Annotated in this window: 14 protein-coding genes; 10 read left to right on the top strand and 4 right to left on the bottom strand. The window is 41.8% G+C overall.

Features of this window, described 5'->3' with window-relative positions:
* Window positions 1-9: 9 nt before the first annotated feature.
* A complete protein-coding gene (gene radA / locus S4054249_RS03210) occupies window positions 10-1380 on the bottom strand; it encodes a DNA repair protein RadA (RefSeq protein WP_039611945.1) in 1371 nt (456 codons plus the stop codon).
* Between the two features lie 139 nt (window positions 1381-1519).
* On the opposite strand from radA, the gene S4054249_RS03205 reads away from it, so the two are divergent.
* Entirely contained in the window at window positions 1520-4018 is a 2499-nt protein-coding gene (locus S4054249_RS03205; protein ID WP_046356870.1) for a PilZ domain-containing protein, read from the top strand.
* Between the two features lie 18 nt (window positions 4019-4036).
* Here S4054249_RS03205 and ampE read toward each other — a convergent pair whose 3' ends face one another.
* Together ampE and ampD are read right to left on the bottom strand one after the other, a co-directional pair.
* Window positions 4037-4921: a beta-lactamase regulator AmpE gene (gene ampE / locus S4054249_RS03200; protein WP_046356871.1), complete on the bottom strand. Its 885-nt coding sequence runs from the start codon at window positions 4919-4921 to the stop codon at window positions 4037-4039.
* A 4-nt stretch (window positions 4922-4925) separates the two neighbouring features.
* Complete coding sequence (gene ampD / locus S4054249_RS03195) at window positions 4926-5489, bottom strand: 1,6-anhydro-N-acetylmuramyl-L-alanine amidase AmpD (RefSeq protein ID WP_046356872.1); 564 nt, start codon at window positions 5487-5489, stop codon at window positions 4926-4928.
* A gap of 167 nt (window positions 5490-5656) precedes the next feature.
* Between ampD and nadC the strand changes: the two genes are divergently transcribed.
* From nadC to yacG, 7 genes are all read left to right on the top strand, one after another.
* Window positions 5657-6496 carry a carboxylating nicotinate-nucleotide diphosphorylase gene (gene nadC, locus S4054249_RS03190; RefSeq protein ID WP_046356873.1) on the top strand — a complete coding sequence of 280 codons (840 nt, stop codon included), beginning with the start codon at window positions 5657-5659 and terminating at the stop codon, window positions 6494-6496.
* Between the two features lie 254 nt (window positions 6497-6750).
* Window positions 6751-7221, top strand: a complete 471-nt coding sequence (locus tag S4054249_RS03185) for a pilin (protein ID WP_046356874.1) — start codon at window positions 6751-6753, stop codon at window positions 7219-7221.
* Window positions 7222-7279: 58 nt separating this feature from the next.
* Window positions 7280-8515, top strand: coding sequence for a type II secretion system F family protein (locus S4054249_RS03180; RefSeq protein WP_046356875.1), 1236 nt, complete (start codon window positions 7280-7282; stop codon window positions 8513-8515).
* 35 nt (window positions 8516-8550) lie between these two features.
* Window positions 8551-9441, top strand: a complete 891-nt coding sequence (locus S4054249_RS03175) for a prepilin peptidase (protein ID WP_046356876.1) — start codon at window positions 8551-8553, stop codon at window positions 9439-9441.
* A 2-nt stretch (window positions 9442-9443) separates the two neighbouring features.
* A complete protein-coding gene (gene coaE / locus S4054249_RS03170) occupies window positions 9444-10049 on the top strand; it encodes a dephospho-CoA kinase (protein WP_046356877.1) in 606 nt (201 codons plus the stop codon).
* Window positions 10050-10168: 119 nt separating this feature from the next.
* Window positions 10169-11845 (top strand): type IV-A pilus assembly ATPase PilB, encoded by a 1677-nt coding sequence (pilB, locus tag S4054249_RS03165; RefSeq protein WP_046356878.1) that lies wholly within the window; start codon window positions 10169-10171, stop codon window positions 11843-11845.
* Between the two features lie 76 nt (window positions 11846-11921).
* Window positions 11922-12161, top strand: a complete 240-nt coding sequence (gene yacG, locus S4054249_RS03160) for a DNA gyrase inhibitor YacG (RefSeq protein ID WP_046356879.1) — start codon at window positions 11922-11924, stop codon at window positions 12159-12161.
* Here yacG and S4054249_RS03155 read toward each other — a convergent pair.
* Complete coding sequence (locus tag S4054249_RS03155; RefSeq protein WP_046356880.1) at window positions 12154-13038, bottom strand: LysR family transcriptional regulator; 885 nt, start codon at window positions 13036-13038, stop codon at window positions 12154-12156. The two genes, yacG and S4054249_RS03155, sit on opposite strands and share 8 nt — an antisense overlap.
* 103 nt (window positions 13039-13141) lie before the next feature.
* Here S4054249_RS03155 and S4054249_RS03150 point away from each other — a divergent pair, with 103 nt between their 5' ends.
* Entirely contained in the window at window positions 13142-14194 is a 1053-nt protein-coding gene (locus tag S4054249_RS03150) for an alpha/beta hydrolase (protein ID WP_046356881.1), read from the top strand.
* Window positions 14195-14329: 135 nt separating this feature from the next.
* On the top strand, window positions 14330-15202 hold the full coding sequence (locus S4054249_RS03145) for an AraC family transcriptional regulator (protein WP_046356882.1): 873 nt from the start codon (window positions 14330-14332) through the stop codon (window positions 15200-15202).
* Window positions 15203-15285: the final 83 nt, after the last annotated feature.

Raw genomic sequence — 15285 nt, 5'->3', positions numbered from 1 at the left:
AGTAATTCCTTAAAATAGCGCTTGTAATGCATCGTTTAAGCTGGAAACACCAATGACTTCCATCCCTTCGATATCTTCTTTAGGTTTATTAGCGACTGGTACAATAGCACGTTTAAAGCCATGTTTGGCAGCTTCTCGAAGCCTTTCTTGACCACTTGGCACAGGGCGTATCTCCCCCCCGAGACCAACCTCACCAAATACCACTAGTTGTTTATCTAACGCATAATTTTTAAAACTGGATACTAGAGCTGTGATCAAAGCCAAATCTGCACTGGTTTCATTCACTTTTACACCGCCAACTACATTGACAAAAACATCCTGATCAGCAACCTGTAAGCCGCCATGACGATGTAGGACCGCCAACAACATCGCAAGCCGGTTTTGCTCTAGACCAACTGTCACACGCCGAGGATTTGCTAACTGAGAATAATCAACCAGCGCTTGAACCTCTACCAGCAATGGCCGAGTTCCCTCCCAAATCACCATAACCAACGAACCGGGTGTTTGCTCTTCACCTCGGTTTAGGAAAATAGCCGAAGGGTTATTAACTTCTTTGAGTCCCTGCCCTGTCATCGCAAAGACACCCAGCTCATTGACAGCGCCAAAGCGGTTTTTATTGCCACGTAACGTTCTAAAACGGCTATCACTACTCCCTTCAAGTAAAATAGAGCAATCAATACAATGCTCTAACACTTTAGGACCAGCAAGAGTGCCGTCTTTAGTCACATGACCTACCATGATGATCGCAACTTGGTTTTGTTTTGCGAAACGCGTGAGGTAAGCAGCACTTTCTCGCACCTGTGACACACTCCCTGGTGCTGATTGGACATCCGTCATATGCATCACCTGAATAGAGTCAATCACCATGATGGCAGGCTTTTCCCGCAGCGCTAGTTGGCAAATCGTTTCGACATTGGTCTCAGCAAGTGTCTTTAACTTGTCTGTTGGCAACCCCAATCGCTTTGCACGCATAGCAACCTGTTGTAATGACTCTTCACCGGTGACATATAATGTTGGCATAGATTGCGCGAGCAAACACATCGTTTGCAATAACAGTGTACTTTTACCCGCGCCTGGCTCACCGCCGATCAAAATGGCACTTCCAGGGACAACTCCTCCCCCTAGCACACGGTCAAACTCTTTGAACCCAGTTGAAAATCTTGGTAAAGATTCTAGATTAACTTCGTCTAATGTCTGTATTTTTGCTTCGACAACGCCAGCGTAACCCGTTGTTCCTGCACTGCGTGGCGCAGCTTTTACAGAAGGTACACGAAACTCTGTTACGGTGTTCCAAGCTTTACATTCAGAACATTGCCCTTGCCAACGAGCAAATTCCGCTCCACAATCACTACATACAAATGCGGTTTTCTTTTTTCCCATATATATCAAGGCATAGTTATTGCTTAAATGGAAAACCCAGTTAAGCTACAAGTTAATAATGTAGCTATACTGACATAAAATTGGCGAAGGCTGAAATAATAACAATGAGACATTGTCTGCGGACAAACTGCGAAAAGCTATGAGTGAAGATAAATTAGAACTACATCAAGACCTTATTAATGACCTAAAAGGAGATTTAGGCGATCCAAATTTTGATTTTATCTTCAAACAAAAGACCGCACATCTCACTAAACCCGATCAATTCTTATTAAAAATGGAAATGACGCGCTTATCTCAACCAGTAGCGCGCTTCATTGATTTGCGTGGTCAAGTCTCTGGTGATGTAAAACCATATGAACATAATGGCAAGCAACACTTTATGGATGATCTCGCTATCAGTGTTTTCGAGCGAGAAGTAGCCCAACATGGTGACTACACCATGGCCGTTTATGAGGCTGTCATGCACACCGACAATAATTACAAGGTGATGCAAAAACAAGCTCAGGATCAAGATGACACTGAACCTTTAGTCGTTTTTGAGCACGAAGCACAACTTATTCGGTTTGCTTCTTATGAAAGCCGAATTGAAGAGCGCATGAACTACTCTATCAAAATTACGGTTGAGTTAAAAAGCGGTACCACAATTCAAGCAAGTACTTCTGACATCTCATTGAGCGGCGCAAAAATTAAACTGGGAAAAGCCTATAACGTCTACCCTAAAAATGTCATCACACTGCGTTTAGTCGGATTAGAACAAGATTTTGAACTAGGTTTGAAAGAAGGGATTCAATACGAAGTTGTCGCCGTTGAAGAGTCAAACTCTGATTATAATTATGTTCGCTTAAAGCGCACCTTTGTAGAGAATAACTCTGGATTTGACGAGTTTTTAGAAAGCTTCATCCATGGTAATAAACGACGCTATAAAATTAACTTAGACAACACCATGGATGCTGTTGTTTGCAAAGGGTACGAGCAGTATTACCTTCCCAGAGTCAGCTCTCTTTTTGTATTCTTCAGTCGACTTAATAACCTACTTCTACCCAGTATGGTGCTCACCAATGAGAACAATGCTTTCATCAATTATTACTTTGAAGACGAACGTAAAGCATCGTGTTTGTACAGTGTTTTCAATAACAAACGGCTACAAAAGTTACTCTTGCAGTCCGCTCCTGTAAAAGAGGCATATTGCTATACATTCACACACTCTAATGGTGGAAAAATTTATTTTTACTCTGCATTTGATTGGGAGCTAGAACAAAAGCCCGAGATAAAGAACTTATTTTTGGGTTTTGGTAGCGAAAAAGATAGCTGGCGTGTATTTAAAGTACAGTTAATGCCGAGCCACCATGAAGATGCGTTTATTCCATTATCACTCCCAAAAAGTGCGGGCAAAAATGTTGAAAAACTTAATAAGCGTCCCCCACCTCGTGCACAAGGCCTCATTGAGCCTGTGCATCACTTAATGTTACTGACAGAAATAACGACGTCAGAGCTTAAGTCACATTGCAATCAGTTGTCCTACCCTCAAGAGAGCATCAATCGCCTCAAGGAGTTTGGTCATGGCAAATCCAAAAATCCTCCACCTTTGGAAAAAGTCGCTTTAGAGTATGTCAATTTAAGATCGCATAAACGCTTTTTATACCGTACAGCAGTTACCTTAAATATCTCTGATAACCTGTCTGTGAACGGCAATACCCGTGATTTCTCTGTCATGGGCCTGCAGATTGAAGTTGACAATGCCATGGATATTACAAAAGGAGACTTAGTCACGATTGACTTGCCTGATCTGCAAAAAATAACTAAGCAACATGTTTTATCGGGCTTAAGATATGAAATCATGGCCGTAAGCAAATCCAAAACCATAATAAATTTAAAAGTAAAACAAGTCGCTGGTGCCACACATACCGCAATGGAGTTCTTCACAGCACTGATAGATAACAATAAAGACAAACTTCAGCCAAGCGAAGAGGCCCCTAAAATACCAGGCCTATCCACTGCGCTGAGAAATATGGTGACTAAGAGCATTTGTCAATTGCCGCTCTACCTTCATAAAAAAGCATCACACATGGAGGTTGGAGCGGTAGGCCATGGCTTGTACCCATCTCCCCTTCATAATATCCTGTTACCGCATCTAACAACTCACAACGGCCTAGAGCTGCTATTTCCTGATAAACTTTTCCCCACCAACTATGTTGCAGAGCCTTTAACTGACTTGCTAAAAGAAAAGTCCAGACAAGATAAGCCTCTGAGATTTACACTCTTCATTCACTTTGATGAAAAACAAATCAATGAGCAAAACCATGGCGTTAAATCACAGTGTATCCCTTTTGGTGAACCGATAGAGCAACTATTTTTATTTGCTAAAAAAGCACTCAAAAATGGGATTCTGTTTATCTGTCACCTCTATGTCTCAAAAACAGGCCGTCCTGATATGGACCACTTAGCCAATGAGTTACGCTATGTCAGTCATTATGCTTTGCATAAAGCCAAGGGCCTAGAGGAAGCGCTTTGGTCGGTTAACGGTGTATGTGATGTTGTAGATGTGACTGATGTAATGATGCCTGTATTGGGGTTAGAGGCGCACTTGATTGAAAGAATGCAACTGCGTAAAAAGGAGTGGCTCACTAAGCACTTTTAGTCAGCCACTAAAGTGACCTTAATTTAAACCAGCGAATAGCGTCAGCGCAGCCACTAAAAACAAATAAAATAAAACATTACGTTTTACCAAGCGCATCATACAGGCTGCTTCATAAGTGCAGCCAAAATACTGTTGTTCAATTTGCTCAGCTGACAATGCCGTTTCTGTCACTACTTGGCGATTACAAGTTTTAAAGTCCAATAAATACTTCAACCAACTGCCAGTTCCTTTCGAAAAGTTACCAATAATAAGATAACCGAAACCAGCCAAACGCGCAGGAAGCCAATTAAGACAGTGAAACAGCACGTCAAAGCGACCACGGTGGGGCGTCATTAGTTCAATGCATTTTTGTTCAGCTTGAGATGGTTCACCGTTAACATCATCTTTGAGCACTTCTACGACAGCACGTGTTGCCGCATACATGATGGCACCAGGTGCACCAAGCACAACGAACCAAAACATTACTGCACAGTAGTGTGTAAAATTAATCCATGCCAACGTTTGACCAAAAGTTTCTCCATTTGGCTCATCTTCCGTTTTAGTTTGACCCATTTGCAATGCGTACAAAGTTGCTGCTTCTTTGTCATCTCTGGCCAAAGCATTAAGATAACCTTTATACGATTGACGATACTTGGCACAACCAAAACACACCAATAAAACAACAACATTTAATGCTATCTGCCACAGTACAAAATCAGACAGGTTATAAACAAGCGCGACCAACAGTGCCGGTAACATAAGCCATGACATAGCGCCAATGCTAGTCTTAAATAACCAGTTGCCTGCGCTTTTTTGGTAGCTCCAAGTTTGGTATTGAGCCAAATAATAATCAATTTGCCAACGAGATGATTTGGCACCCAAGCGCTCAATTATCAATGCCACTAATATCGAAATTAATATCATGTTTTTACTCTATTACTCTTAATTCACGTTGTAATAAACCTAAATAGTGTTGCCAATCAAAAGCATCACCAGGATCTGTCTTACGCGTTGGCGCAATATCACAATGACCAACAATACGCTGAGGCGTTATTTTTGGAAATCGTTTAATAATGGATTTACTCACTGCCACTAAGGCATTGTACTGGGCTTGTGTATAAGAGGTGTGATCCGTTCCTTCAAGTTCAATACCAATACTAAAATCATTACACCTTTGCCGACCATCAAAGCTTGAAACCCCAGCATGCCATGCCCGTTTTGAGAATGGGACATATTGCAAAACCTCTCCATTTCGACGAATAAAACAATGAGCAGACACACGAACGCCCTCTAAAGACGCAAAGCTTTCATGGGCGTGACAATCAATCTTCCCCATAAAAAGGTCATCAACGTAAGAAGTTCCAAATTGACCCGCTGGCAACGAAATATTATGAATGACCAGTAAATTGACATCATCGCTATTAGGTCGCTCATCACAGTGAGGTGAATAACGATGATTGGCATAACTTAGCCATTGCTGTTGATTTTCCATATAAAAAATTAGCTTTAGATTGTATCTCGCCTACCATATCAAGAATTAACCCGAAGCTCTATTGCAAATTTATTTTGAGAAAGAACGCATACTTTTGTTAAAGAAAATTGTTTCATTGCGTTAATCACAGTAGAATTTAAGATAGTAAAAACAATGATGATCTACCTATGCAACCAGAACTTATTTCGCAACTTGTTAAAAGTGCTCTCGATGAAGACCTTAACCATCAATCCGCTGCACAAGGTGATATTACCGCAGCATTGATCCCTGAACACCAGCAAGCCTACGCTTATGTGATTACCAGAGAAGACTGTGTATTTTGTGGTAAAGACCTTATTTTAGAAGTATTCAAGCAAGTAGATCCCAGTGTTGAAGTCACGGTTTTAGCCAATGATGGTGACAAACTGAGCGCAAATTCACGTATTTTCACTGCAAAAGGCTCTGCAAGAGCAATTTTAACTGCTGAGCGCACGGCCCTTAACTTCGTCCAAACTCTCTCAGGCACAGCCACAACAACAGCGCACTATGTACAAGTGTTGGATGGCAGCCAAACACAATTGCTCGATACGAGAAAAACAATCCCTGGTTTGAGAGCATTGCAAAAGTACGCCGTCACTTGTGGTGGTGGTAAAAACCATCGTATTGGCTTATTTGATGCTTTTCTCATTAAAGAGAACCACATTGCCGCTTGCGGTGGTATTGCCAATGCCGTTGCACAAGCGAAAAACACTCATCCCGATAAGCCTGTTGAAGTAGAAGTTGAGAGCCTTGATGAGCTAGAACAAGCGTTAAATGCTGGCAGCGATATCATTATGCTAGATAATTTTACCGTTGAAGACATTCAAAACGCCGTTAGACTAACCTCAGGTAGAGCAAAGTTAGAAGTCTCGGGTAATATGACATTAGATATTTTGGCACAATATGCACAAGCTGGTGTTGATTATATATCAAGCGGCGCTTTAACTAAGCACGTACAAAGCATCGATTTGTCGATGCGATTTGAATAATATAGTCGCGCTTGTAATCTAAATGTAACTAAATGTGCACTTTTTATATTGACATTTATTTACAAAGCATTTTTAATAAAAAAGAATTAAATTAATGATTTAGATTAATTCTTTTTTAGTTAGAAAGGCGCATATTAAAAATGTATAGCCGATTTAGATGAATAATCGGTGATCATTGCCATAAGAAATAATTTAAAAAATCCTGGTGTAAGTGTATACGGCCACCGGGTCTAACATCCCTTAGGAGACACATCATGACGCAACAACGACAGGGTGGTTTTACCCTTATCGAATTAATGATTGTGATTGCAATCATCGGTATTTTGGCAGCAGTAGCCCTTCCAGCTTACACAGATTACGTAAATCGAGCAAAAGCCTCTGAATTACTTGCAGCTTCGAGCATGCCTAAAGCATGTATCGAAGAAAGAGCCCAATTGGGTACGTCACCTGCTACTTGCGACGACGGTTTTGCGGCAAGCCAGTATGTAAGTGGTTTAACAGTAAGCGCCGCGGGTGCAATTACAATTACTAGTACTGGCGATATCACTGGTATCTCAATGGTTCTTACACCATCAGCAGCTGACAACGCATCCGCAGAGGCTTCTGATTTCGCCTCAGACAAAGCGTTCTCAGTAACTAAATGGACATGTACAGCAACCATTTCAGGTACTGCAAAAGGGAATTGGTTACCAGGTACATGTACAGCGACAGCTGCTACACCTTAATAGACTGATAAAGAAGGAACAGAGTATTGCTCTGTTCCTTTTTACGTGAATATACTCTATGGCACTCTCCTCTAAAGAAAGTACAACCAAAATAGATACATTTGTCTGGGTTGGCGTCAGCGCTCGAGGCAAAAAACTCGAAGGCGAAATGACGGGCACCAGTGTTGCACTGGTCAAAGCGCAACTTCGAAAACAAGGCATTACTCCCTCAAAAGTAAAACGTAAACCTAAACCATTATTCGGTTTTAAAAGCGTACAAAAAATAACTCCTAAAGATATTTCTATTGTTACCAGACAAATTGCGACTATGCTAACCGCTGGCGTATCTCTGGTGCAGTCTCTTGATATGATTGCCTCTGGTGCAAAAAATAAAAGCGTGAGTAAACTCATTGGCTCCATCGCTGATGAAGTAAAAGCCGGTCAACCCTTAGCAAGAAGCCTACGCTCACATCCTCGCTACTTTGATGATTTATATTGCGATCTGATTGAGTCTGGCGAGCAATCAGGTGCACTAGATAGAATTTTTGATCGAGTCGCTTTGTATAAAGAAAAAGCCGAAGCACTTAAATCTAAGATTAAAAAAGCAATGTTTTACCCCATTGCGGTGATCACTGTCGCGCTCATTGTTACCTCAATCCTTCTTATTTTTGTAGTACCCCAATTTGAAGATATTTTTGCTGGTTTTGGTGCTGAACTCCCTGCATTTACACGACTCGTGATATCAATATCAGAGTTTATGCAAGAGTATTGGTGGATAATGCTGCTGATTATCGGTGGTGGTGGCTATGTCTATAAAGAATTATTGATCCGTAATGACAATGTTAAACACGCAAATGATCGCTTAATTTTAAGGTTGCCAGTCGTTGGTGAGATTTTAAAAAAAGCGGCTGTAGCAAGGTATGCCCGTACACTATCCACTACTTTTGCTGCTGGCGTCCCGTTAGTTGATGCACTCGATTCTGCAGCTGGCGCTTCTGGTAATATCATTTATAAAAATGCCATCTTAGATATCAAAGGGGAAGTAAGCTCAGGTAACCAAATGAACTGGGCAATGCGTAACTCAAAAATCTTTCCTGATATGGTTGTTCAAATGGTAGCAATTGGTGAAGAGTCTGGTGCACTAGACAGTATGTTAGCCAAAGTAGCCAGTATATACGAACAAGAAGTTGATGATGCTGTTGATGGCCTATCTACGCTGCTTGAGCCACTCATTATGGCCATACTTGGCGTTTTAGTTGGTGGGTTAATCGTGGCGATGTACTTACCCATATTTCAACTTGGTAACGTTATTTAACCTAACTCATTTTTTACAATAATAAGAGCAGTGCAATGCAAGATGTCTGGCATTTAATGCAGCAACAACCGTGGTTTTTTCTATTGTCAGTGGGCTTAACGAGCGCCTGTATCGGCAGTTTTTTAAATGTTGTGATTTATCGTTTACCTAAAATGATGGAAAACGAGTGGAAAACTGAGTGTAAAATCATACTTGGACAACACGAGCAAGGCTCAGATCAAACAGCACCTTGCCCAAGTACGTTTAACTTAGTCACACCTCGCTCGACTTGCCCGAGCTGTAATACGCAAATAAAAGCACATCATAATATTCCCATTTTGAGTTGGCTCCTGCTCAAAGGCCGTTGCGCGTACTGTAGTGCCTCTATTTCAGTAAAATACCCTTGTATAGAAATGCTTACCGCCGCTGCATCTTTATGGGTAGCGTGGCATTTTGGCGCAACGTTGACAGCGCTTCTGTATATTGTGATGACTTGGGGTTTAATTGCGCTTATATTTATTGATATAGACAAAATGTTACTCCCAGATCAACTCACACAACCTATGCTTTGGCTAGCACTGCTCAGCGCGGTACTTGGGCTTACCATAACCGTAGAATCCGCCATTTGGGGAGCTGTCGCAGGCTACCTGAGTTTGTGGAGTGTTTATTGGCTGTTTAAATTACTCACAGGCAAAGAAGGCATGGGTTATGGTGATTTCAAGCTTTTGGCTATTTTTGGCGCGTTACTAGGCTGGCAAGCACTGATCACGATTATTTTACTTTCTAGTGTAGTTGGCGCGGTAATTGGCAGCATTCAACTTGCAGTACAAGGAAAAGACAAGGCTACGCCTATTCCCTTCGGCCCTTATTTGGCGATTGCTGGTTGGCTATGCTTGTTCTATGGTGATGCGTTAGAAGTATGGTATTTTAATTTATTAGGGGTATAAGCATGTCATCCTGGATTTTAGGCCTTACAGGAGGCATTGGTGCGGGGAAAACCGCCGCAACATATTACTTTGAAAGTATGGGCATTAAGGTAGTCGATGCAGATATTGTTGCACGGGAAGTCGTCATGCCAGGTTCTGTGGGATTAAATAGTATCATCGCGCACTTTGGTGACGAGCTATTAACTCCAGAAGGTACACTCAATCGTGCTAAGTTGCGTAGTATTATTTTTAACGATGAATCTCAAAAAACCTGGCTCAATGAATTACTTCACCCACTTATACGGGAGCAACTTTTAGCGCAATTATCCCAGTCAACTAGCCCATATTCCATATTGTGCGCGCCACTACTCTTTGAAAATAATTTACAGCGATATTGCAATAAAACATTGCTAATTGATGTGCCCAAAGAAGTACAAATCAGGCGCACCAGTGAGCGCGATAAAGTACCTCAAGAACAAGTAAAGAATATTATTGCTGCGCAAATGAGCCGGGAAGATAAGTTCCTGAAAGCGGACTATATTATTGACAATAATAGACCGTTAGCTGAAGTCCAATTAGATCTGAGTAAATTACATCACGTTTTTTTAAACGCGGCCAAAGCCATTTGACGCTTTATTTCTTGAATTTTATATTAATCTCAAGAATGATTAGATATGCTCCGTCAAATAAGCACATTTGCTATTTATTTGCTACATTAATGTAAGCTGTTGAAGTATTAAAGGACATCATGGAACATCACTCTCCGTTACTGAGAAAATTCATTACCTTAGGTCGGGTTACGCCGGATCAGATAAAGGCTAAGCAAACCGAAGCAACGACCACGGCTGAATTGATATGCCTGTGTAGTGGCATGTCTGGCCAAGAGCTTGCCGAGCAATGCCTTGATTTATTTCGAGTACCTTACTTTGATCTGAATGGATTTGATGTTGAAAACGTTCCCAAAGATTTGATCAAAGAAAAGCTGATCCGACAGCACTACTTATTGCCCCTTGTTAAAAAAGATCGCAAGCTATTTATCGCAACATCCGATCCCACCGATTATGGGGCATTCGAAAACTTCGAATTTAGTACCGGTCTACAATGTGAAATCGTAGTTGTCGATCACAAGTTGCTTGAACAAAAAATAGATCAGCTATTTGACTCAAGCTCAGGTTTATCCCTCAGCGAAGATGAATTCAAGGAATTTGCCAGCCTCGATGTAGAAGATGAACCACAAACACAGCAACAAGATGAAGAAAAAGACGATGCACCTATCATTGTCTACATCAATAAAATCTTGATGGACGCCATTAAAAAAGGGGCATCAGATTTACACTTTGAGCCCTATGAAAAGAAGTACCGTGTCCGTTTTCGTATTGATGGCATTTTGCATGAGATGGCCAGCCCTCCTAATACGTTAGCGAGCCGACTATCTGCGCGAATTAAAGTCATGTCTCACCTAGACATCGCTGAAAAACGTAAACCCCAAGATGGGCGTATCAAGCTCAAAATATCAGAGCGAAAAAGTATCGATTTTCGTGTCAGTACACTCCCGACTATGTGGGGTGAGAAAATCGTAATGCGAATACTCGACTCATCAGCTGCTAAGTTAGGCATCGATGTCTTAGGTTATGAACCAGAACAAAAAGACTTGTATTTAAATGCGCTTGAGCAACCTCAGGGAATGATTTTAGTTACAGGTCCAACAGGATCTGGTAAAACGGTTTCACTCTATACAGGTCTTAATATTTTAAATAAACCTGAGCGAAATATCAGTACCGCAGAAGATCCTGTTGAAATAAATCTTGAAGGGATCAACCAAGTTCAAATCAATACTAAGGCAGATATGACCTTTGCAAATGCACTTAAAGCATTTTTACGTCAAGATCCGGATGTGGTGATGGTTGGTGAGATCAGGGACCTCGAAACTGCCGAAATCTCTATCAAAGCAGCCCAAACTGGTCACTTAGTTATGAGTACTCTGCATACAAATTCAGCACCTGAAACTCTGACACGACTGCTAAATATGGGCGTGCCTGCATACAATGTCGCAAGCTCGGTGAGTTTAATTATTGCTCAGCGCCTCGCGCGAAGGTTGTGTCCAAAATGCAAAGAACCGGAAGAGTTGCCAAAAGAAGAGCTGCTCAAACAAGGCTTCACAGAAGAACAAGTTAAGGACTTAACGTTGTACTCCCCTAAAGGCTGTGATCACTGCACGGACGGATATAAAGGCCGTGTCGGTGTATACGAAGTAGTTAAGATCACCCCTGAGATGTCACATAAAATAATGGAGGGTGCAAACTCTCTGGAGATCGCAGCACTTGCTGATAAGCTTGGCTTTGACAACTTACGCAAATCAGGTCTCAAAAAAGCAGCCGCGGGAGTCACCTCACTGGCCGAAATTAACCGCGTTACAAATTACTAATTCGACTTCAGCTCACTGGTATAGTTTGCCGCAAAGCAGTAAACTATACCGCTCTATAACACAGTGAGAATCCATTATGCCAACAGCTGTCCAATGCCCAACATGCCAAAAAGAGGTGATCTGGTCGGCACAAAGCCCACACCGTCCATTTTGCTCCAAACGTTGTCAACTGATAGATTTGGGTGAGTGGTCGGAAGAAAACAATAAGATCTCAAGCCCCGTGCAAAGTGCTGACTTAGCCCAACCTGATCCGCAAGCACTGATTGAAGATATAGAGGCTATGCTTGCCAAGAACGAAGATGACTTTTTCAAGTAGCACATTGCGAATTAAACAATTTATATAGTGTTTTCATGTGCTCATGCACTTGCCAATCTTGGCAGTAAAGGTAGTAATCTACGCTTGGTAAGTGCTCGGTTATTTCAATAAAATCCACTTCAGACGCGTATTTGCTCCTCATCGATTGTGGTACTATCGCAAACCCCATACCCGCAGCCACCAAAGACAACGTCGTTGACTTGGTTTTAACCTCTTGGATCACGTTCATTTGCGCTTTTGCCTGCGTGAATACCGTTTCTATTTTTTCATGCAATTTTGGCTGCAATGCCTTAGGGTAGTGAATAAATGGTTTGCCACAGAACGTTTTTATCGATGTACTTTTCTCCTCTATTTGCCATTGCTTTGGACAAGCAAAAACATAGTGTTCGCTGGAGAGATAATGAATATCACTCTTTGATAGTTCAGAGTCAAACAAACGAATAACCGCACCATGTAACTGCCCAGACTGACAGCGGGCCACTAACTCGGCACTCGTTCCCTCTTCTAGTATCACATTTAATTTAGATGAGAGATCAGACAAGACAGCCATTTTATTCGCCACTAATGCTTCAAACGCAAGGCCTATGCAGCCCAACTTGATAGGCCGTTGTATGCCAGTTTGAAAGCTTTGAACACATTCCCCCAACTCTGTATGAGCCGCAAGCACCCGCTGCGCTTTGGCAACGAACAGAATGCCAAACGGTGTTAGGCTCACTGATCGCGTCGAGCGTTCAAAAAGCGCCATCCCCAGATGATTTTCAATCTGCCTGATCTGTTGGCTTAATGGGGGCTGCGACATGTGTAACTTCAAGGCCGCACGGCTGAAACTCAGCTCTTGAGCAACGGTTACCACATAGTGCAATTTTTTTATATCCATCCAATTTATATTCATTACATATAAATCAATCAGTTTTTATATTTGTTATTAATTTAGGCACATTGTAACTTAACTGCAAGCTTTATCAGCAGGAGTCATAACAATGAAAACATTAGTATTTTTACTGCTTATCTGTATAAGTAGCACACTCAAAGCCGAAATCGTCAAATTTCCTTTTCACTCAAAAGCGCTAGAGAACAGTTTAATCGGCACAAAAAGTACCCGTGATATACACATATATTTACCCGATGGCTACCATGATAGCGACAAACGTTATCCTGTATTGTATATGCTTGGAGCCTACAGCTGGCCTATCAAATACAGCGAACGTATTGAGCCGATGCTAGAAAACCACAAAAAGAATGGTCACAGCATGGAGATGATCATTGTCATGCTTGAAGGTAACACACCGCTTAGAGGCAGCTTCTATGTGAACTCTCAAGTACATGGCAACTTTAGTGATTATGTGATTAAAGAAGTACTCCCCTGGGTAGACCGTACTTATCGCACCAAAGCACAGCCTGAACATCGCGGTATTACTGGATTTTCAATGGGAGGCACGGGTGCACTTAGGTTTGCTGCAAAGCATCCAGATCTATTCGGCCATGTTTATGCACTCAGCCCAGGCATGTTTGACGAAAAGGGGATGGCAAAGTCATATTTGACTTCAAAGGAGGCCATCAAACGCTATCAAGCTTTCAAACAAAAATTAGCGGAAGCGAAGGATCCCAAAGCCGTTATGGATGCAGAGTTTGCTTCTTTCCAAGGACGTGAAATTTGGAATAATGGCCAAGCAAATAGCTATAGTGCATACCTTATGGCCTATGCAGGTGCATTTGCAGGTCAGCCAGATCAGCCTTTTGGTGTCCATTACAGTGTTGAGCCTGCACAAAAACCGCTGTGGTACAGAGGGTTTGGTGAGCTTGTAGATCTATACTCCACCCCATCTGTAGTTGAGCAATTGAGCTCTGTTCGAATTGATGTCGGCGATAAAGACGACTACATCTGGATCACAGAAGGTGTGCTTGCACTGAAACAGAAAGCCGAAGTAAATAAAGTCCCGATTTATTTCGAAGTGTTCCCAGGCGGACACAGTGACAAAGCCCTTGAACGCCTCGAACATCATATGCTGCCGTTTTTTAACGAACGATTGTAGTCCTTCCATAGGGGCACCCATTTGGGCCCCTATTTTATTTCTTGTAAATCAGCAAACATTATCAATCCACCTTGCGCTACTTTAGTGTTGTCGCCACAATCAACTAGGCGTGTATCAACACTGGGCAGCACAATAATGAAACATAAGTTAAGTACACAACATTACTATGAAGCTAGAATGCTGCGCGTAATTGATTATTTATACGAGCATGCAGACACTGAACTTGATGTTAATACGTTGGCTGATATTGCGTGTATGTCAGCTTATCACTTTCATCGTATCTATCGAGAATATGCTGGTGAAACAATTAATGTCACAGTGAGAAGAATGCGTATGTTGAAGGCGGCGACCTATTTAGTTCGCAGCGACTTAAGCCAGCAACAAATTGCAAAGCAAGTTTGTTATGGTAGCGTTGAGGCATTTAACCGTGCCTTTACTAAACACTATGGCGAAACACCTAACCAATATCGCCAACTACGTGCTTATTCAGCGTCTGATGTCACTGCGTTGTACCCAACATCTTCCAAGGAGTATCACTCTATGTACCCTGTTGAACAACAAAGCATTGAAAATATTGAGCTAATCGGAATAAATCACGTGGGTGATTATATGCAAATTGGCCAAGCTTTCGAAAAGCTCTCTTTAATGGCAACAAAAGTAGATCTTATCGACCAAAATACACGCTTTTTTGGCATTTACTTCGATGATCCAGAGTCTGTGCCACAAGCACAATTGAAATCTATGGCCTGTATTACCGTGGATAAAAGCAAACTGCCCACTCAACATGAGTTTGAACAGCTCACCATTCCTGCCGGCAACACTGTAAGTATCTTATTCAAAGGCGATTATACAGAGCTTGAAAAACCATATAATTGGCTGTACGGCCAATGGCTACCACAGAGCCAATTTGAACTGGCTGACTTTCCGCCTTTTGAAGAGTATTTAAATGACCTCAAAGATACCGCCCCACAAGATTTACTCACGCGTATCAATTTTTTAGTCGCGTGATAAGCCCTCCATGCATATAGGCCACCTGTACCTGTGACCTATATGCTCGATTAGCAATGATTTATACCCTCGGGCACCAGTAT

Source organism: Pseudoalteromonas luteoviolacea (genome assembly GCF_001750165.1).
GTDB lineage: Bacteria > Pseudomonadota > Gammaproteobacteria > Enterobacterales > Alteromonadaceae > Pseudoalteromonas > Pseudoalteromonas luteoviolacea_G.
Note: the sequence above shows the minus strand (reverse complement) of the source record. Positions and strands in the feature narration are given on the sequence as shown.